At 64.0% G+C, this 18,366-nt stretch carries 14 protein-coding genes and 1 tRNA gene; 8 read left to right on the plus strand and 7 right to left on the minus strand.

The features are described 5' to 3' along the window. The 3 genes from ACLF3G_RS21955 to ACLF3G_RS21965 form a co-directional block, all read right to left on the minus strand. A partial coding sequence (locus ACLF3G_RS21955) for a cation:proton antiporter (RefSeq protein ID WP_430671550.1) occupies window positions 1-1,310 on the minus strand: 1,310 nt, incomplete at its 3' end. A gap of 52 nt (window positions 1,311-1,362) precedes the next feature. Continuing rightward, a complete protein-coding gene (locus ACLF3G_RS21960) occupies window positions 1,363-1,986 on the minus strand; it encodes a hypothetical protein (protein WP_430671551.1) in 624 nt (207 codons plus the stop codon). 132 nt (window positions 1,987-2,118) lie between these two features. Then, complete coding sequence (locus ACLF3G_RS21965) at window positions 2,119-4,800, minus strand: type II toxin-antitoxin system ParD family antitoxin (protein ID WP_430671552.1); 2,682 nt, start codon at window positions 4,798-4,800, stop codon at window positions 2,119-2,121. A 120-nt stretch (window positions 4,801-4,920) separates the two neighbouring features. Here ACLF3G_RS21965 and ACLF3G_RS21970 point away from each other — a divergent pair. The 3 genes from ACLF3G_RS21970 (at window position 4,921) to rnhA (ending at window position 7,552) form a co-directional block, all read left to right on the plus strand. After that, window positions 4,921-4,997, plus strand: a tRNA-Arg gene (locus tag ACLF3G_RS21970). A 747-nt stretch (window positions 4,998-5,744) separates the two neighbouring features. Further along, a complete protein-coding gene (locus ACLF3G_RS21975; protein WP_430671553.1) occupies window positions 5,745-7,082 on the plus strand; it encodes a hypothetical protein in 1,338 nt (445 codons plus the stop codon). Further along, on the plus strand, window positions 7,079-7,552 hold the full coding sequence (rnhA, locus tag ACLF3G_RS21980) for a ribonuclease HI (protein ID WP_430671554.1): 474 nt from the start codon (window positions 7,079-7,081) through the stop codon (window positions 7,550-7,552). The genes ACLF3G_RS21975 and rnhA overlap by 4 nt, the downstream gene beginning before the upstream one ends. A gap of 19 nt (window positions 7,553-7,571) precedes the next feature. Here rnhA and ACLF3G_RS21985 read toward each other — a convergent pair whose 3' ends face one another. Continuing rightward, entirely contained in the window at window positions 7,572-9,089 is a 1,518-nt protein-coding gene (locus ACLF3G_RS21985) for a DUF3883 domain-containing protein (RefSeq protein ID WP_430671555.1), read from the minus strand. A gap of 317 nt (window positions 9,090-9,406) precedes the next feature. On the opposite strand from ACLF3G_RS21985, the gene ACLF3G_RS21990 reads away from it, so the two are divergent. Next, window positions 9,407-10,351, plus strand: a complete 945-nt coding sequence (locus ACLF3G_RS21990) for an HIT domain-containing protein (RefSeq protein ID WP_430671556.1) — start codon at window positions 9,407-9,409, stop codon at window positions 10,349-10,351. 67 nt (window positions 10,352-10,418) lie between these two features. Further along, window positions 10,419-10,811: a hypothetical protein gene (locus tag ACLF3G_RS21995; protein ID WP_430671557.1), complete on the plus strand. Its 393-nt coding sequence runs from the start codon at window positions 10,419-10,421 to the stop codon at window positions 10,809-10,811. Window positions 10,812-11,574: 763 nt separating this feature from the next. Here the strand turns inward: ACLF3G_RS21995 and ACLF3G_RS22000 are convergent. Next, entirely contained in the window at window positions 11,575-12,654 is a 1,080-nt protein-coding gene (locus ACLF3G_RS22000) for an MrcB family domain-containing protein (RefSeq protein WP_430671558.1), read from the minus strand. A 464-nt stretch (window positions 12,655-13,118) separates the two neighbouring features. Here ACLF3G_RS22000 and ACLF3G_RS22005 point away from each other — a divergent pair, with 464 nt between their 5' ends. Further along, complete coding sequence (locus tag ACLF3G_RS22005) at window positions 13,119-13,841, plus strand: recombinase family protein (RefSeq protein WP_430671559.1); 723 nt, start codon at window positions 13,119-13,121, stop codon at window positions 13,839-13,841. Window positions 13,842-14,941: 1,100 nt separating this feature from the next. Here ACLF3G_RS22005 and ACLF3G_RS22010 read toward each other — a convergent pair. Next, window positions 14,942-16,342 carry a tyrosine-type recombinase/integrase gene (locus ACLF3G_RS22010; protein ID WP_430671560.1) on the minus strand — a complete coding sequence of 467 codons (1,401 nt, stop codon included), beginning with the start codon at window positions 16,340-16,342 and terminating at the stop codon, window positions 14,942-14,944. Between the two features lie 222 nt (window positions 16,343-16,564). Here ACLF3G_RS22010 and ACLF3G_RS22015 point away from each other — a divergent pair, with 222 nt between their 5' ends. Then, the gene (locus tag ACLF3G_RS22015; protein ID WP_430671561.1) at window positions 16,565-16,738 is read left to right on the plus strand and encodes a hypothetical protein; all 174 of its coding nucleotides are present in this window, start codon (window positions 16,565-16,567) and stop codon (window positions 16,736-16,738) included. A gap of 19 nt (window positions 16,739-16,757) precedes the next feature. Further along, the gene (locus tag ACLF3G_RS22020) at window positions 16,758-17,114 is read left to right on the plus strand and encodes a hypothetical protein (protein ID WP_430671562.1); all 357 of its coding nucleotides are present in this window, start codon (window positions 16,758-16,760) and stop codon (window positions 17,112-17,114) included. 27 nt (window positions 17,115-17,141) lie between these two features. Here ACLF3G_RS22020 and ACLF3G_RS22025 read toward each other — a convergent pair whose 3' ends face one another. Next, window positions 17,142-18,365 carry a serine hydrolase domain-containing protein gene (locus ACLF3G_RS22025; RefSeq protein ID WP_430671563.1) on the minus strand — a complete coding sequence of 408 codons (1,224 nt, stop codon included), beginning with the start codon at window positions 18,363-18,365 and terminating at the stop codon, window positions 17,142-17,144. Window position 18,366 lies beyond the last annotated feature (1 nt).

The raw sequence follows: 18,366 nt of genomic DNA on the forward strand, positions 1-18,366 counted from the left end.
TAGCGCGCCGGTCCCGTCAGCCCCGGCGGCGGGATTTCCGCCCGCTCCGGCGCGTCGGGGTCGCGGCCCTGCGTCCGGTCCAGCAGCCGCATCACCGGCGTCACCGTCAGCCCATGCAGCAGCACGGACAGCAGCACGATCAGCCCGATGATCGCCCACAGCCGCTCGGCCTGCGCGAACTCCGCGTGGTTCAAGCCGTAGGCCAGGTAGTAGAAGGACCCGACGCCGCGGATGCCGAAGAAGGCCAGCGTCGCCTTCTCGTGCCAGGCGGCGCGCAGCCCGATCAGGCCGACCCAACCCGCCACCGGCCGCACCACGAGCAGCACCGCCAGTGCCACGCCGATATCCACCCATTGCAACGGCGCCAGCCGCCCCGAAACCAGCGCGCCGCCGAACAGCAGCAGCAGCACCATCATCGCCAGACGCTCGACCTGTTCCGTCACATCGTGCATCTCGCGGTGGAATTCGTGCCGGCGATGCGCGTGGCGCAGCGTCAGCGCGGTGATGAAAACGGCGAGGAAGCCGTAGCAATGCACCATCTCCGTCAGCCCGTAGGAGACGAAGGTGGCGCCGATGGCAATCAGCCCGTCGCCGGTCTGCGCCAATTGGCTCTCGGCCGGGATGCGGAAGGTCAGCCAGCCGAAGACCCGCCCGACCAGCCAGCCGCCGGCCACGCCGACGCCGATCTCCCACACCACGTTGTAGCCGAGCCATTTCAGCAGCCAGGGCTCGCCGGTGCCGGCGGTCAGCGCCAGCACGATCGCCAGGTTGACGAAGGGGAAGGCCAGCCCGTCATTCAGCCCGGCCTCGGAGGTCAGGCCGAAGCGGACCTCATCCTCCTCCCCCGTCATCGGCGGGCCGACCTGCACGTCGGCGGCCAGCACCGGATCGGTCGGCGCCAGGCTCGCGCCCAGCAGCAGCGCCGCCACCCACGGCAGGCCGGCCCAGGCGCCGAGACCGGTGATGGCCAGGATGCTGAGCGGCATGGTGATGGCCAGCAGCCGCCAGGTCACCGCCCAGCGGCGGAAGTGGAACACCCGGTCGAGCTTCAGGCCGGCGCCCATCAGCGCGATGATCACCACGAATTCGGTGAACCGCTCGGTAATTTCGGGGTGGTCCATCGGCATCGGCCGCAGCCCGACCTGCGGCAGAGCGAAGATGGCGGCGCCAAGGGCGATGCAAACGATCGGCAGCGACAGCGGCAGACGCTTCAGCGCCAGCGGCAGCCAGGCGACCAGCGCGATCAGGAAGCCTAGCCCGGTCATGGCCACGATATAGGGGGCAGGCAGAAGCTCAGTCAGTTCGGGCATGAATCGGTAACGCGGTCGCCCGTCTGGCGTTCATCCCCAGCGGCGTTCGCCCTCAGCGTGGTCCCGCCCCCATGCCGCGTCCGGGCTGCGGGTCGAGCCAGCCGGATTGCGGGTCCAGCGCGCCGCTGAGGCCCCAGACCCGGGTCGTGGCCAGCCGGTCGACCTCCTCCCGCGCCAGGGAGGTCGCGATGCGGCCCTGCGGCAGCGGGCCGGGGCGGGCGAGGTAGGCCAGGGTGCGGGCGCCACCGGGCTCGAACAGCGCGGGGCGGAGCGCGGCCTCGGCCGTCGCGCGGTCGCGGCGGGCCAGAGCGAGGTGCGCCGCGGTCAGGGCGCGCACCACCTCGTCCGGGTCGGCCCCAGCGCGGATGCCAAGCGCCGCGCGAATCTCGACCCGGGCGCCACGTAGCTCAAAGCCCACCCCGGCGGGCAGCGGCGCCCAGCGCAGGTCGCGCGTCAGTTCCACCGTCATGAGTTCCACTTGCGCCGCGGCGCGGGCCATGGCGGCGGGGTCGTCGGCGAGGGAGCGGCCACCATCGGCGAAGGCCGCGGCCGCCTGGGTCACCACGTCCCGCATCGGGTCCGCCCCGCCGGCGCCGAGCGCGGCCGGGATCCGGGCGGCGGGTGGCGGGGCGCGCAACTCGGCACAGGCGCCCAGGGCAAGAACCAGGAGCGCCATCAGGGCAGGCCGCATGCGGGGTATCTCCGGGCGTGGCGAGAGTTGCATCCTAGAGCGTGATTGCCGAAGGCGTGAATCACGCGGAAACGCAAAAAGCTAGATCATGATCTGGATGAGTGCCGGCCAGGCGCCTCATCCTGGCAGGCCCGGCCCCCGCGGCGGCGCCAGCGGCACTGCCACCGTGCAGGCAAGGCCTTCCCGTCGCCATTCGAGTTCCACGCAGCCACCAAGTTGCCCGCGCAGTGTCGCGTCCAGCACCCGGGACCCGAAGCCGCGGCGCGGCGGGCGTTCGGGCACCGGCGGTCCGCCGGCCTCGGTCCAGTGCAGCCGCAGGCTACGAGCGCCCTCCCCCTGCAGCGACCAGGTGATGGCCACTCGCCCCGCGGCCACCGAAAGCGCGCCGTGCTTCACGGCGTTCGTCGCCAGTTCATGCACCGCCATGGCCAGGGCCTGCGCCGTCATCGGCGCCAGTGCCACGAGCGGCCCGTCCAGCAGCACGCGCTGGCCGCCGATGAAGGGTGCGATCTCGCCCTGCAGCAGCGCCCGCAGGTCGGCCCCGTTCCAGCGGTTTTCCGCCAGCAGGGTCTGCGTGCGCGCCAGGGCGCCGACGCGGCCCTCGATCGCGCGGATGTAGCTTGGCAGGTCCGGCGCGCGGGTCAGGCGCAGCGCGGCCTGCACCACGGCCAGGGCGTTCTTGGCGCGATGGTCGACTTCCCGCGCCAGCAGCGACTGGCGTTCCTCGGCGCGGCGGCTTTCGGTGATGTCCCGCGCGACGCCGGCCAGCATCACCGGCAGGCCGGTCCCCGCATCGGACTCGACCACCGCGCCGCGGGAGGAGACCCAGCGCCAGCCCCCCTCGATCCGCCCCAGCCGGAACTCCGCCTCGAAACGCGGAGCATCGCCGGCCAGCACCGCGCGCAGGCTGGCCTCCACGCGCGGGCGATCCTCGACATGGATCGGGCGGAGCCAGGCGGCCATGTCGAAACCGTTCGTGGACAGCTCGGGGAACTCCTCGCTGAGCAGTCCCTTGCGGATTCCGCGGTCGTGCCGGACATCGTATTCCCAGGTACCGAACTCGGCCGCCTCCAGCGCCAGGCGCAGCCGCGCCTCGCTGGCGCGTAGCGCCGCCTCGGCGGCCTTGCGGTCGGTGATGTCGATATGTGCGCCGTAGGTCAGCCGGCGGCCGCCCAGTTCCAGGCCCTGCACGCGCACCAGCACGTCGCGCACGGCGCCGCTGGCGATGCGATGGCGGGCCTCGAACTCCTGTGCCCTGGGTCCGACGCCGCGGGCGCGGCCGCGGGCGCGGATCGCTTCCGAATCGCCCAGCGCATCGACATCGGCGATGGTCAGCCGCAGGAAATCCGCCCGCGCATAGCCGTAGTCGTCGCAGGCGCGCTGGTTCACATCCAGGATGGCGTGCGTATCCGGGTCGATGACGATGACGGCGAAGGGCGCGGCATCGAACAGTGCGCGCTGCCGCGCCTCGCTCTCCAGCGCCTTGGCCTCGGCAAGCCGCAATCCTGAGACATCGATGTTGACCCCGACCATGCGGGAGGGCCGGCCCTCGGCGTCATGCCGGACCTGGCCCCGGGCCAGCACCCAGCGCGTCGTGCCATCCGGCAGCACGACACGAAACTCGATCTGCAGCGGGTCCTGGCTGGCCAGGGCCTGCTGCATCGCGGCCTCCGCCGCCGGCCGGTCACCCGGGTGCAGCCGCTTGACCCACGCCTCCACCAGGTGGTCCCGCGGCAGGTCCGGATCGATGGCGTGCAGCCGGTACATCTCGGGCGACCAGGTGGCGGCGCCGGTCTGGATGTTCCAGTCGAAGATGCCGAAGCCCGCGGCCTCCTGCGCCAGGCGCAGCCGCTCCTCGCTTTCGCGCAGCCCGGCCTCGGCGCGGCGCAGCAGGGTGACGTCCGTCAGGCTTTCCGCGATCGCCACCACCTGGCCGTCGGCATCGCGCCGCACCGATTTCTGCGCCGAGACCACCAGCGAGGAGCCATCGCGCCGGTGCTGTTCCAGGTCGCCGCGCCACTGGCCGTCGCGCAGCAGCACGGCCTCCGCCTCCGCCGGCGGCACGGGGAAGCGCGTGCCGAGCAGGTCATGCACCCGGCGCCCCACTGCCTCCTCCGCCGTCCAGCCATAGATCTGCACGCAGCCGGCCGACCAGAAGCGGATCGTGCCGTCCAGGTCGCGCACCAGGATCGCTGCTAGGTCGAGCGTCGCCAGCAGGTCCCGCAGCCGCGCATCGCGCTGCAGCAACGCGGCCTCCGATCGCCGGCCCTCGGTGATGTCGACGTTGACCCCGACCATGCCCAGGAAATCGCCCTGCGGTCCGAACCGCGGCCGCGCCTCGGTCCGCAGGATGCGCCAGCCGCCATCGGCGTGGCGGTAGCGGCCCTCCACCAGGAAACCGGAGCGATCCTGCATGCCGGCCTGCACCGCCGCGTAGACCTGGGGCGCATCATCGGGATGCAGCACGCTGTTCCAGGCAAAGCCGGGCGTGGCGTCCGGCGCGATGCCCCAGAAGTCGCGCAGCGCCCGGTTGAGATAGATGCAGGTGCCGTCGCGGTCGCCCATCCACAACATGGCAGGCGTGCTTTCGGCAACAAGTCGGAAGCGTTCCTCCGAATCCCAGGCGCCGATGGCGGGCGGTGGTAGCAGGCGTTCGGCGGGAAGCGTCTCGGCCTCCGCCAGCAGGCGCACGGCCGCGCGCACCACTTCGCTGGAACTGCGGTAGCGGCCCGTGGCGACGCGAGCATCGATGAAGGCATCGAGCTGGGGCGTCAGCGAGACGTTGCGGGTCTTGCGCATTTCGTCATGTCGCGCCGGGCCATTTTTGTGTCAAGGCTTGCCACGGCGGTTCGCTTTGGCTGGTCCGGCCGACGCGCCCCCTCGCCGGGCGGCGGCCGCCTGTGGTATTCTGCCCGAGGCGTCTCCGTAGCTCAGCCGGATAGAGCACCAGATTCCTAATCTGGGGGCCGTGGGTTCGAATCCCGCCGGGGACACCATACCCCAGACTGGCCAACAACCCCTTGAAATAGCTTTAATGTTCCAGGGCTTGGCAAGTTAGTTCCCCCCACCAGTTCCCCCCAGATCTTAATGCCCCAGTGACCAAGCGAAGTGAAATCATCGCCCTCCGTCAGGCGGACCGCTGCCGCGTGCACTGGTTGAGCAGCATACCCTGCCTTGTGCTACTGACGGAGCAGCACAACCGGAACGTGCAGGATCTTGCCAAGCCTCACCGGTCGGTCGCCCCCTGAACCTTCTACGCTTGGAGATGTAGCAGAGGCCTCACTGAGGACCGCTGTAGGAACCGACGCGTTGTGCAGTCTCGCTGAGACAGATTGTCAGGCCGCCAGAGAACGCGTCTGGAATGGACCTCGGAATGCCACTACGGAGGGGCTGTGGTGAAGTTTCCCGCTCCGGTTCGCCAGAGTACCTCATCCTCATCCCCTATATAGTCACTACTACTACAGTAACGGCTATGGGACATCCTCTATTTCTTCTTCCCCGTGGTCGATACCTCTATTGACCAATCCATGTTCCATGGACCATAAGTGATCCTCATAAAGATCACCTGCGTGTAGGCTTGCGTAGGTGTTCTTATTGGATGGCTTAAGAAGGCAGCCAAGGACTGGAGCTTCATGGGCCCTGAAGAAAAAGCTACAGCTGGTTCTTCCGAACACCTAGATAGCACACGCACAACGTTAAGCCGGACCGGGGTCATGTCTTGGGCGGACATGAAATGTGCTGCTATGGGCTACCTGACTGCCAGGCCCATTTCTCCAGCTGCTTCCATACTGGCTAATGAAATCTACTGCCTCGTGTCCGCCACGGAGGTTCGGCAGAGGAAGCGCGGCAAGGGAGGAGCCCAGGATCTGAGGAGGGCAGTTGAAGCCATCCTGGGAGACCTGCTGGTGCATCATCCCCGGCTCATCTTCGTGCCGTCGAACAACGCCGAGTTTTCAGGCATGGAAGTGGCGGCGCGGACTTTCCGTGCATGCTTGAATGGTCTGTTGCTCGCGGGCCTCGTCGGTCAGCGTCCCGGCTTCCGATCCAAGGGCCAGTCGTGGACGGAAGGTGATCCTTCAGGCTTCGGCCCAGGGTGGGCGATGAGGTTATGGCCGTCGCCGACGCTGGTGGAGATGGCCGAAGCAGGGGGAGTGCTTCCTGACGCGTCCCAGCACTTCCACAGGCCACCACCGCCCGTCACGCGAAGCCGATCTGTCGTGCAGCGTGAGCGACCGTCAGGGGCATGGAAGGTGAAGGGAACCCGGATGCGTCTGCCGCGCCACGATGCCCGCCTTGAGCGCCTTCGCGATGAGGTCATGGAGGTCAACCAGGCGCTGGCCATGGCCGACGTGCACGGGTGCGATCCGCCAATCCTGTTTCGAAGCTTCACGCTCACCTATGGCACCGACAAGAGCCCTGCTCTCCATGGCCGCTGGTATGCGACGGGATCGGGCAGCTACATCGCTCTGCCTCGGAAGGACCGTCAGCGCATCACCATGGGTGGTGAGCCGTTGGCCGAGGTCGACGTTTCTGCAAGCTTCTTCTGGGCCTTCCACGGCGCCGCTGAGCGGCTTGGTATCGTTTCCGCAACTCCTGTAGCGGGCACCGATCTCTACGCCGTCAGCGGGCTTCCTAGGGCTGTTGTGAAGCGGTTTATGACCGCCACCTGGGGCAATGGGAAGCTGCCAGGGAGATGGCCGAAGAGCACTCGCCAGATGCTGGCCGAAGAAGATCTCAAGTTGGCCGATTACCCCATCGCGAAGGTCAGGGAGGGCGTGCTGGGGGTGCATCCGATTCTAAATCATCTTTCTGACGTACAGACCGCTGCCGGGTTGCACCGCTTCAGTGCCAAGGAGCCGCACAAGCTCTGCTCGCACTGGTTGATGGGGCTAGAAGCTACGGCTGTCACCAGGGCGCTGCTGCGACTGCTGCGAGAAGATTCGGTCACTGCAATGCCGCTGCATGACTGCCTCCTGGTGCCCGCGAGGATGGCTGATACGGCAGTTTACAGGCTGAAGGAGGCGTATCGAGAGGTTGCTGGGGTGGAGCCTCCCGTGAAGATCAAGGGTTGCAGCGCATGACGAAGCTCAAGCTGAACAACAGGGGCTTCGGCGAGGACGCAGTCCATGTCTGGACCGATGGTAGCTGCGTGCCCAATCCAGGCAAGGGAGGTTGGGCAGCCGTTATCCGTTGGCGCGATGGACGCGTGGAAGAGAGAACCGGCGGTGACGCCGAGACCACCAACAACAGGATGGAACTCACGGCGGCGATCCGCGCACTAGAAGCCTTGCCAGCAGGCTGCCAAGTCGTTCTTCACACCGACAGCGAATACCTCGCCAAGGGCATCACCCTTTGGCTGCCTGGGTGGGAGCGGAGAGGCTGGAGAACTGCCGATGGATCACCCGTGCGCAACGCCGATCTATGGGTCAGTCTGATCAAGGCCACATCCACCCGACAGGTAGAATGGCGTTGGGTTCGTGGCCATGCAGATGTTGAGATGAACGTTCGAGCAGACCGGCTAGCCAACGCCGCACGGAAGGCCGCAATATAAGGTGGAGAGGAAACCAAAGTCACCTCCGGGCTCGGTAAACGGTTGGCTCAAGCTTCAGCCCATTACCGTCTAATGCCCCTTGCAGCGTGTAGATGCGCGGCTCCTTGCTGAACCCGTAGACCCTGTAGAGCCAATAAATGGATGCCTTCTCAGCGGACCTTCGGACCTCGTTGACGGTCACGTAAAACGCTGTATCGGATGGCCCGTTGGTCGTCTTCACCTCGATCAGACGCGGTGAATCATCGGCGTTGAAGGATGCAATGTCATAACCCGCGCCGTCTCCTTCGTCCTTCGCTGTATGGATTACCTTCAGGGCCAAGTCGGGACGGCCCTCGTCGTTCAGCCGCTGCCGCTCGACCGTCATCACCCATTCCTCGCCTTTCTCGCCAAGCGCCCGGTTGCGGGAGTCCGATAGAGCGCGGTCTCGCTTCTGCACGCTGGGAAGGAGTGATGAATCACCGGGCTGAGCTAGAGGCGAGGGCGGAGGTGGTAGGGTAAAAACGTTATCGGCAACTGATGGTAGCTGTGGGACAGCGGTCGGGACTTCCTCAAGGCGATCAGCGAAGCCCTGATGCATTACAAGGTACGCCTCTAAGGCGTCGCGGATCGCACCCGCCTGGCCGTGCTCTCGGGGCAGATAGCCCTTAAGCCATCGCAGACCCATTTCGTCCAGCACGGCGCTAACGTTTGCGAACTTTAACTCCACGGCCCCCTTGGAGCGCCCTGTGGCCAACCTGACCTGCTCATTGTAAGTAGCCTTCACGTACGACTGCCCCGCAAGCTCATGCTGAAGCATGTCTGTGTATGCTGCGACGCAGTGATTTACTTGGGATGCAGTCCAAGTAGAGCCAGGTAGCTCGGTGATGGGTTTCGGTTGACTCGCCAGCTGGATCCGCGCCTTGTGGAGGCAAGGCAGGCTCGCAGTATTCAGCCCGTCGGCTTTCGCGACGAGAATGCCGCGCTCCACGATTGGGATTAGGAGCATGGGATCGGCACCATCACGGGCCAGTTCCTTCGTCATCCTGATAACAGCCGTCGGTCTAACGTCGCCGTCGCGCACCCTGCTACGCACCTGCGATGGCGCCCTAGCGAGCTTGAGTTGATCCCCTACGTGAACTTCACTCATGTCCAGGCCTTCGAGCTTTAGGAACCGTGCGATTTCTACGTTGGAGGCTCCGTCATTCTTGGCAGCAAGTATCGCCTCGGCGAGCACCATTAGCTCTCGACCACTGGATTGGCGCACGCTGCTCTCGGAAGCATATTCTATCAAAGTCGCCGCGTCCGCCTCAGCTTCAGCCAGAAAGCGGGCAAGGGGCGTAACCGCGCTCAGAAGCGAACGACGCTCACGAAGCGCTATCTCCACGTCCTCCCGTGACGCCAACTTCCTGCCTTCGCCATTCGCCATACCTACGGCTATTGATGCAATGGCCGACGCTGCTTCCGAGCCGTGTTGCTTGACGAGGTCGCCAGCTACATCCATCCCGAGAAGGCCGCCGAGAATGAGGGAGCGAAGCTGTGGGGATTTGCCGGCAGTCACGACGTGCCCGACACTTGCAGGGGTAGCGCCGACATCCTCTGCCACTTCGGCGTTGCGCCAACCCTGGTCATGCAGGAAGAAGATGCGAGCCCATAAGGAGGGGTCGCCCCTTTTGGTGTGCGCGGTGAGAACAGACCGAAGCAACTCGAACCCGGCCGACATACAGTTTGTCCTAGGCCTATGCGGTATGGATCCGGAGACTCTAGGATTTCCATTCTAAACGTGCAACAGAACCTAAGTTGCTGCTGGACAGGGCAGGCTCCTTGAGGTTTCCCACCGGCCCTACGGTCTCTATCCGAGACTTCCTCCTGACCCACATGAGGATGTCCCACGTCTACCAGCCGGTCATGCTCAAGGCCCTCATCCAGGGCAACGGCAGGGCATCCCTCCGAGACATCGCTGCGGCCTTCCTCGCCCTGGATCAGGCCCAACTCGGCTACTATGAAGAAATCACGAAGCGGATGCCCGGGCCTGTCCTCACACGGCATGGTCTCGTGGAGCGCGAGAGCGATGGCTACCGACTTAAGGCGGACATTAAGACGCTCACCGAGGCCGAGCGGGCTGAGCTTATGGCCATCTGCGACGCCAAGGTGGAGGAATACCTCCGGAAGCGTGGTGACCGCGCCTATGACCACCGCCGGACGGCTCTCGGGGACCTCCCTGGCACGGTTCGGTATGAGGTGCTGAAGCGGGCTGGCTTCCGGTGCGAGCTATGCGGATCCCCGGCCGACGAAAAGGCCCTTGAGGTAGACCACATCCTCCCGAGGAAGCACGGCAGGAAGGACCTCTTGGAGAACCTTCAGGCACTCTGTTGGCAGTGCAATTCGAACAAAGGGGACCGCGACGCGACAGACTTTAGAGCGGTCAGGGAGGGGCTCCATTTGAGGGCGGAGGGATGCATCTTTTGCCAGCTTCCCCTGGAGAGGATCATTTCGGGCAACTCTCTGGCAGCCGCCTTCAGGGATGCCTTCCCGGTCACCCCCCTACGCACCCTCATCGTCCCTCGACGTCATGCAGCGACATGGTTCGACCTGACAGACCCTGAACGACGGGCCATCAGCATCCTTCTTGATGAGCTCCGGAAGGGCATCCTTGAGCAGGAGAGGACGGTGCTAGGATTCAACGTCGGCATGAACTGTGGAGAAGTCGCGGGTCAGACCGTTCACCATGCCCACGTCCACCTCATCCCGAGGCGCAAGGGAGACGTGGAGGAGCCACGGGGTGGGGTGCGCGGGGTGATCCCTGGAAAGCAGAGCTACTGACGGTTCCCATTCCGCACTGAAGCAATCTAGAGTTGCGCCAGCGCCGCTGCGGAGGAGGGAGGTAGTAGTGGAATTTCTGAGGAGTGTTCCTGCCTTTGTCTTCGTTTTTGGAGGGCTGGCTTGCCTGATCCTGGCGTTCTCGCTCTGGCACATTGGCAGGAGACGAGACCGGCAGGATGTCTTTACGATCCTCAGCACTGATCCAAAGCAACTTGCTCAGCGGGCTGCCACCCCTGTCGGCCTCTTAAAGCCGATCAAAAGCGATGCTGACTGGCGAGCAATTCAAGTCCACGCGCGGGATGCGGCATACCGCCGAGCCGTGGAGACTGTTCGGAATCGCTATCAGCTAGTTGGCAATCCGATGCTGCTGCCCAATACGCTGCGGACCACTATGGATCGCTGGGACATCAGCTTCCGTGATGCGATGATCCGCGTGGCCAATGACGATGGGCTTCGCTAACGGACAACCACAATTCCGGTCACGACAGGAATGGGCCTCGTAGCGTGGGCCGCTAAGGCGGTCGCGGGGAGCCTGCTTCTCGCTCTCTTCGTCGGGCAATCTTTGGGACGCGACGCAGGTCCAACCGATGAAGCAATCCGCGACCTGATCATTAGGGAAAGCTTGGCGACGTATCCGGGCAATTGCCCCTGCCCCTACTTTACAGACCGGGCAGGAAGATCGTGCGGGCGGCGTAGCGCTTATAGTCGTCCTGGGGGCAGGTCACCTATTTGCTATCGTTCCGACATAACTCAGCCTATGATTGATACTTACCGTCGGCGGTTACGCTAGGGCGGGCAACGGAGCGGCAGGAGGATGGCTTGAAGGTCTATCTGGAGGATGCGGGGGAGAAAGCCTGATTGGCGGCGCCGACCTTCCCCCCAAGCTGGGCCGGTGTGGGTTCTGTGTCTCCTTGGTCTGGCCTCGGACATTCCGGTGCATTATACTGTCGGCGCCGTGACGACCGGAGTGGCATTCCCTTTGTGGACGGCGCAGTACTTGTTTTGCGCGGCCAACCGCCGTACCTGATTCCAGGCTGGCATCCGGCGCGCCTCGAACGTTCCATGGTATCAGGCGCACGCCTGATGAAACCGGTAGTTTGATCTGGAGGGCGACAGTCTTGGAGCGATATAAAGAAGCTGGTCTTGGGGCTGATCAGCTCTAGGAGACTGAAAATCCGGTTCTGCAGCGGAGCGTTTCATCCGGACAACTGCACCTTTTGGAGTCAGAGGAGCGCGTATGTGAAAGCAAGCGGGCTAAGCTGCTGATCCTCAATCTTCCACGGCAAAAGCATGGCTAGGGTGCCTCCATGTGGAGAAGGCGCGGTAGCGGTTCGATCAAGAATGATAGAGTGGACAACAATCAGGGCATTCAAGGGATATAGTTTTCTTTGAACCGCCACTTCATTTTTTGTTAGCACCACCTGCGCGCCTAATGTGGTTGTCCCCTTTACCTCTACAATTATCTCGTCTTTGCCCTTCCGGCAAAGAAAATCATATGAGCGGCTAGCACTCACATCCTGGACGCTCCAGCCAGCACCATTAAGATGCTGCTTTGCAATCGCCATTGCATGCACCTCTACTGCGCGACGCTCAGCGGGCGTAAGGCCAAAGCCTTGACCATTGCCCCGTTTTTTCAGGCCGCTGGCAGCCTCTTGTACCTCGGTTACCTCAGGCGGAACCGCATGCGGCACGCGGCCAAGGGCTTCTGCGTCATAGATGCGTCTTAACAGCCTAGCAAACTGCTCAGCGTCGTCATACAATAAGCTGTCGTTCGGTATTGCGGCGGAGGGATACCACTTCGCGAGCAGCGTGCTACGTTCATAGGCATTAGAAAGAGTCCTACCTCCGAGAGACATCGTCGTCTCCAGGCTAGGCTCCGCCGCGATAACGTCTGATAGCTGCAAGCGGCCCCAAGCGACTAATTCGGCGAGATGTTCAGCAGGTTTAGGCTTAAATTGCCCATCCTCAAATGTTGTTGAGCCATGTGCGAGAGCTAAGTAAACACCTCGCCCTGTAGCTTCAAACAGGTAGACGCAATACCAACCCTCCTGCGCGCTGGTTGTCTTTGAAGCTGAAAAAAACCTAACCCACGGAACGAAAGTTTTCTTTCCCGTACCGTCACGACCTTCGAAATTCAAGTCTGCACCATGAGGTCCAAGGGCCCGGGCAAGCCGAGCTGAAGATATCGCTAACTCTGCCGGGAGGACGCGCCTTATTAGATCGCCTCGTCGCTGCATTGCAGGCGTATTGTTCGCGCTGTACTGTTTCTGAAGGTCGATGATCTCTTGCAACTGTGCCTTCATGGCAGCTCTCCAACGTGACCAATGTGTTGCATTATGAGCCCTCAATCAGTGTGTAGGAAGTCCATAAATGGGGGACGATCAGCATCCGCCGAAAAACCTGCTATTTGCTCGGGGCCAGAGTGAGTCACAACATACGCATCTCTCCTGCTTGCGTTACGGCTCGACGACCATCCGGCAGGGTCGCCTTCTGTGGGCTGCATCCATAGCTTAGGGCGGCTCCTGAAGTGTGGACGCGGCCGCAAAGCTTGCCGCAGAAGTTAAGCAAGCGCGACGAACAGAGCAGCCTGAGAGCGGGCTAGGATGCGCAGAGGGCCGTGGAAATACACCATAATAACAACAGAAAGACGTACGGCTTTTTTTGAAGTGGTGGGTGGGGGGTCTTCTGGTTCGGGTATATGGAAATCCATCCGATCAACGTTCGTCGGTCCGGTGGAATCCATTCCCACCGCCGGAGGACATCCACCGTGACCACCACGACCACCAGCCATGCCCGTACCTACGTCGCCTATTGCCGCGTCTCCACCGACCGGCAGGGCCGCTCCGGGCTTGGCCTTGAGGCGCAGAAGGCCGCCATAGACGCCTTCCTGAGGCCCGTAGATCGCCTCCTCCTACCGCACCATGTCGAGGTCGAATCAGGCCGCAAGACCGCCCGTAACGAGCTTCAGGCTGCTCTACAGCGCTGCCAGGAGACCGGCGCAACGCTACTTGTGGCGAAGCTGGACAGGCTCAGCCGCAGCGTGCCCTTCCTGCGGTCCCTGATAGACGGCTCCGTTGACGTGGCCTTCTGCGACATGCCGTCACTCGCACCAGGCGCCATGGGCCGCTTCATCCTGACCCAGATGGCAGCCGTGGCTGAGCTTGAGGCAGGACTGATATCGGAACGCACCAGGGCAGCACTGACGGCGGCGAAGGCCCGAGGGACGAAACTCGGGGGAGACAGAGGGTACCGCCAAGGAACGCCTCCGGATGCCCGGCATGGCGCCGCTGCTGCCGCTCTGGTGAGGACCACAACCGCCATTCGATTTCGGTCTGCGGTGGCGCCGATGGTGCGAGCCTTGAGGGACCAAGGGCTGAGCTACCGGGCGATTGCCCTGCGGCTGGACCAACAGGCATCTCCTTCGCCGACCGGCAAGGCGTGGAACCACATGACGGTCAGAGCCATCCTGCAAACGGCGCTAATCGAGTAAGCCCGCGCATCAACGCAAGTGGAAGGTGAAGGGGCGAGCCCGGCACCCTGCCACTCAGCCACAATAGGTTGCGCCCCCCTCATACTTAGAGCGTAAAGGGACAGAGGACGCGCTTGCATACTCAACCCACCCCTGTTCTTCTTGAGCCGCAATGAGAAGGGGTGGACCGTGCGAGTGATCTTGACGGGCTTGATGGCTGTCGCGCTAGGCGCTTGTCAGCAGGACATTTCATCCATACGCCCACAGACTACCGGCGCACTAACATCCAGCGGACATGCAGCGCGTCAAGAAATCACTCCAGCGAATTGCCCGCCAGCGGGATCGACTCTGCGGACCAGCGAGGGCCGAGAGTTTGCCTTTCTAGGACGTGATCCGAATGATCCGGAAGTTTGCCGGTGGAGCGTAAGCGGGAGTCGGAACGTCGCGCAGCAAATCCATGGACTGGTAGGCGCCGGCGATGAGACGGACAGGTCCCACAGAGACGGGCTACGGCGCCTCCTGCCCTTCGCAGTAGGACGTGAGGTAAGATACTCGGTCACAAGAACCACAGGAGGTTGGTCATATACATGGCGAGTGATAGGCGAAACATCCGTTGAGGTACCGGCTGGGCGCTTCGACACCTGGGTAGTCGAGCGAATTGAAGAAGGACAGTTTGGCAATGGATTCCGAGGCGAGTTCATTTATCATATCGACAAGAATACTGGTGCAGTAGTTAAGCTAAACAGCCGGGTAGTTCGAGGCACTGCAAGTTATAGCCCACCTTGGGAGGCGGTATCTCTCATCGTGCGATAGAATAGTACGATGTCCTGCTGGTGCAGCGACAGAACCGGACTGTGCGGGGGGGCGGGGGATTCGCCCTACCTCCAACTCAGCCACCTACCCGCAGCACCGTCTGCCCCGCGTCTCCGTTTCCGAGACCGGACTGGTACCGAACGAAGTTGAGGCTGCGTGGACCGGGGCTCCGTATCCGCTCCTACGGTATCTGAAGCAGGCTGCAACAACACACAGGCAGCCGTGATGACCTCATTATGTGCAACCACAAAGATTACAACATGGTCACCTCCTTAGAGGTGCGAGGTCGTGCATCCTGTGAAAGGCCCTCAGGAAGCCACTGGCGGCTCTATACAGAGCGACATCAAATCGGCCCTGAGCGTCGCAGCGGTGGCCTCCGCAGGCCCCCAAGGCCTTCCGAGAGGTGCTAGGCCCGCCATGCTCACGTACGGAAGCGGAACCGCTCTTGCTACCCTGAGTAGCTGTTCATCGGAGGGGCCATGGCTATACCGTCCAAGGCCTTCGCCAGGTCGCTTGTGACCGAAGAAGTAGTCGGCAATCTCAGCAGGGATATCCGATTGCTCAGCTAGGGTTCTTCCCCGATGACGCCAACTATGAGCGGCGACCACCGCCTTATCCTTCACCGAAACGCGAAGCAGGCGACCTAAGCGCTTTGACATGGGCTGTGAGACCTTCCCGAACCGGTCGGAAGAAAGCTCAGGGAACAATGGCTGTGAAGCATCCACAGAAAGCCGAACGGACAAGGCTTCGAGCAAAGGTGCGGCGACCACCGGAATCCGCCGCCGCGCCGACCGTGTCTTTCCCGCACGGATTTTGACCCAGACCACCCCCTCACCCACCGCAATGTCGCCAGACGTTAACGCCGCCATTTCTTCAAGGCGCGCGCCGGTCACGGCCATGAGCATGACCACGATGTAGTCGACAGGGTGAACCTTCGCCCTGGACCTCACCGCATCCACAAATGCTGAGGCTTCAGCTTCCGTGAAGGGCCGACGCTCTTGAGAGGCCTCCTGTCTCGCCTGCGAGGGTCGTTGGTTGGCCCAAGGACTTCGCTGGCTGTCAGGCAGTTCGCCGCGGTCCTGAAGCCATTCCCAAAACCCCATGAGACTGCTCAACATCCGCGCCACAGTCGCAGGCTTACGCCCCGGCATTAGCACCGCCTCAACAAAGCGGGTCGCAGCCCTTCGGTCTACTTCCTGCGCCGTCCGGTGGTGCCTGCAAAGCAACATCAACGTTGCCCGGTCCATAACCTTGGTTCGTTCCGCCACAGCCCGCGCCATAAGCCACGGCTCAACCATCGGCTTCAACTCGGTCCGGGCGCCCGTCGCCAGGGAGTAGAAACGCTCTGCCTCTGGACGCCAATCCTCTTCAGCGTGAGACCCATCCTCTGGACCTGGGTCGATATCATTAGCCGCCTCAGCGATGGCCTCAAGAACGCCCCTACGCTCGTCGGAGTTACGGGCAAGCTGAAGTTGCTGCCGAAGGAACGCCGCCCGCGCCGCAACAACGTCCCCCTGACCCCTCGCGCCCTCACACTGCGCCTTCCACCCATCAACTAGCGCCTTGGCTCGGATGCGGGCCTCCCGTTCCCGGTCAGTGTGAAGGGGCACCTTCAACCGCCGACTCCCACCGAACGTGGAACGACAATCCGCTGGCACATCCCAGACAGCCCGGTAGGATCGCCCGTGCATCTCGATGAAGTCAGCCACGAAACCGCGTTCCCCCCAATATTTCCCCCCAGACCTATCGTAAACGGCCAGCTTCTACAATACTTTCAGGCATATGGCGGGTTGACAACTTCCCCTCCCGCCGGGGACACCATCACGGCTGCCGCGGCCCAGCACGTTGAGACAGGGTCGCGTGCGTCCGGCGCCGGGCTTGCCGCAGCGGCATGTCCGTGGGACGTCGGAATCCTCCGCGGGAGACTGAAGATGCGTAAACCGAACTACGATTTCGAACGCGCGCAGCGCAACATGGCGAAGGAAGCCAAGGCGCAGGAAAAGGCCCAGAAGAAGCAGGAGCAGAAGCTCAAGGACGCCGAGGCCGAGGCCGCGGCCGCCAATGCGGGGGGCCCTTCCGGTGGCGGAGCGAAGGCGCCGGATTAGCGGGCTCGGGCGGCACAGGATGGGTCGCCGCCCCCCCAAGGCGCCCCCCAAGGGCCCCGGCAGGGCCAAGCCCCGCGCCCACGCCAAATCCACCACGCCCGAAGCGGCGGAGGTGGAGCAGCTTCGCCGCGACCTGGCCGAGGCGCAGCGTCGGCTGCGGGAGGTCGAGGAGCGTGGCGCCGATGCCTTCCTGGCCGGCCGGCTGGCGGAGCTTGAGGAAGCACGCCAGGTCGCTCGCGGCCAGGCGGTGGAAGCCGCTCTCGCCCGCAGCCGGGTCGAGGCGGAGCTGAACGCGCTGCGGGATTCCGTGGCGAAGGCGAAGGGCGTCGCCGGCTGGCTGCTGCGCTGGGCGCAGCGGCGAAACCAGAAGACCTAGGGCGACCGGCGGCGCCGGTCGCCAGCGTCAGTCGATCACCGCCTGATAGCTCAGCACCCGCAGTTCCCGCCGCAGCGGCCAGGTGGAGGAGGGCATGAGCTGCGTCAGCAGGATCACCGCCATCTCCTCCGCCGGGTCGACCCAGAAGGCGGTGCTGGCCGCGCCGCCCCAGGCGCATTCGCCGGGCGTGCCCAGGATCTGCGCCCGCGCCGGGTCCAGGGTGACGGAAAAGCCAAGGCCGAAGCCGATGCCCTCCGCCGAGCTTTCCGACCAGCGCGGCTGGCCCATCGCCGCCATGTCGCCGCGCAGGTGGTTGGTCATCATCAGCTCGATGGTCTTGCGGCCGAGGTAGCGGACGCCGTCCAACTCGCCCTTGTTCAGCAGCATCCGGCAGAAGCGCAGGTAGTCCGCGGCGGTGGAGACCAGGCCGCCGCCGCCGGAATGGACTTTTCGCGGGCTCAGGTAGCGGCTGGTGGCTGGGTCGTCGATCAGCTTCAGAGACCGGTCGGCGCCAAGGGCGTAGTTCGCGGCAAAACGCGCGCCCTGGCCGTCCGGCACCTGGAAGCCGGTATCGACCATGCCGAGCGGCCCGATCAGGCGGTCCTGCAGAAAGCGGTCGAAGGGCTGTCCCGACAGCACCGCCACCAGGTGGCCGAGCACGTCGGTCGAGACGCTGTAGTTCCAGGCTGTCCCCGGCTCCGCGATCAGTGGCAGCGCCGCCAGCGTCTCCACCACCTCGCCCAAGCTGGTCTCGGCGCCGCCGAAATCGATGCCCTGTTCCCGGTACAGCGCATCCACCGCCGTCGCCTGCATGAAGCCGTAGGTCAGGCCGGAGGTGTGGGTCAGCAGGTCGCGGAAGGTGATGTCGCGCATCGCCGGCAGCGTCTCCAGCTTGCCGCGGGCGCCGCCGGTGCAGACGCGCTGGCCGGCGAAGCCGGGCAGGAAGCGGCTGATCGGGTCATCGAGCTGGAACCGGCCTTCCTCGTACAGCATCATGATGGCGACGCTGGTGAGCGGCTTGGTCATCGAATAGATGCGGTGGATCGTCTCCGGCGTCATCGGGGTGCCGCGTGCGAGGTCCGCGAGGCCGCTGCTGCCGAGATGCGCCACCTGGCCGCGCCGGTACACCAGCGTCGTCGCCCCGGCCAGCTTGCCCTCCGCCACCAGCCGGTCCCGCCAGGTATCGATGCGGGCCAGGCGGTGCGGGCAGAGCCCGACCTGTTCGGGCGTGGTGGTCATCAGGCTGTCCATG

Origin of the sequence: Falsiroseomonas sp. HC035 (assembly GCF_050563525.1) — a bacterium.
GTDB lineage: Bacteria > Pseudomonadota > Alphaproteobacteria > Acetobacterales > Acetobacteraceae > Falsiroseomonas.

What these genes read in the sequence shown, in the direction of transcription:
- ACLF3G_RS21965 (WP_430671552.1), bottom strand. Translation starts at nt 4,800, where the DNA reads ATGCGCAAGACCCGCAACGTCTCGCTGACGCCCCAGCTCGATGCCTTC.
- ACLF3G_RS22020 (WP_430671562.1), top strand. Translation starts at nt 16,758, where the DNA reads ATGGGTCGCCGCCCCCCCAAGGCGCCCCCCAAGGGCCCCGGCAGGGCC.
- ACLF3G_RS21960 (WP_430671551.1), bottom strand. Translation starts at nt 1,986, where the DNA reads ATGGCGCTCCTGGTTCTTGCCCTGGGCGCCTGTGCCGAGTTGCGCGCC.
- ACLF3G_RS22025 (WP_430671563.1), bottom strand. Translation starts at nt 18,365, where the DNA reads ATGGACAGCCTGATGACCACCACGCCCGAACAGGTCGGGCTCTGCCCG.
- ACLF3G_RS21990 (WP_430671556.1), top strand. Translation starts at nt 9,407, where the DNA reads ATGAGGATGTCCCACGTCTACCAGCCGGTCATGCTCAAGGCCCTCATC.
- rnhA (WP_430671554.1), top strand. Translation starts at nt 7,079, where the DNA reads ATGACGAAGCTCAAGCTGAACAACAGGGGCTTCGGCGAGGACGCAGTC.
- ACLF3G_RS22015 (WP_430671561.1), top strand. Translation starts at nt 16,565, where the DNA reads ATGCGTAAACCGAACTACGATTTCGAACGCGCGCAGCGCAACATGGCG.
- ACLF3G_RS22000 (WP_430671558.1), bottom strand. Translation starts at nt 12,654, where the DNA reads ATGAAGGCACAGTTGCAAGAGATCATCGACCTTCAGAAACAGTACAGC.
- ACLF3G_RS21975 (WP_430671553.1), top strand. Translation starts at nt 5,745, where the DNA reads ATGGGCTACCTGACTGCCAGGCCCATTTCTCCAGCTGCTTCCATACTG.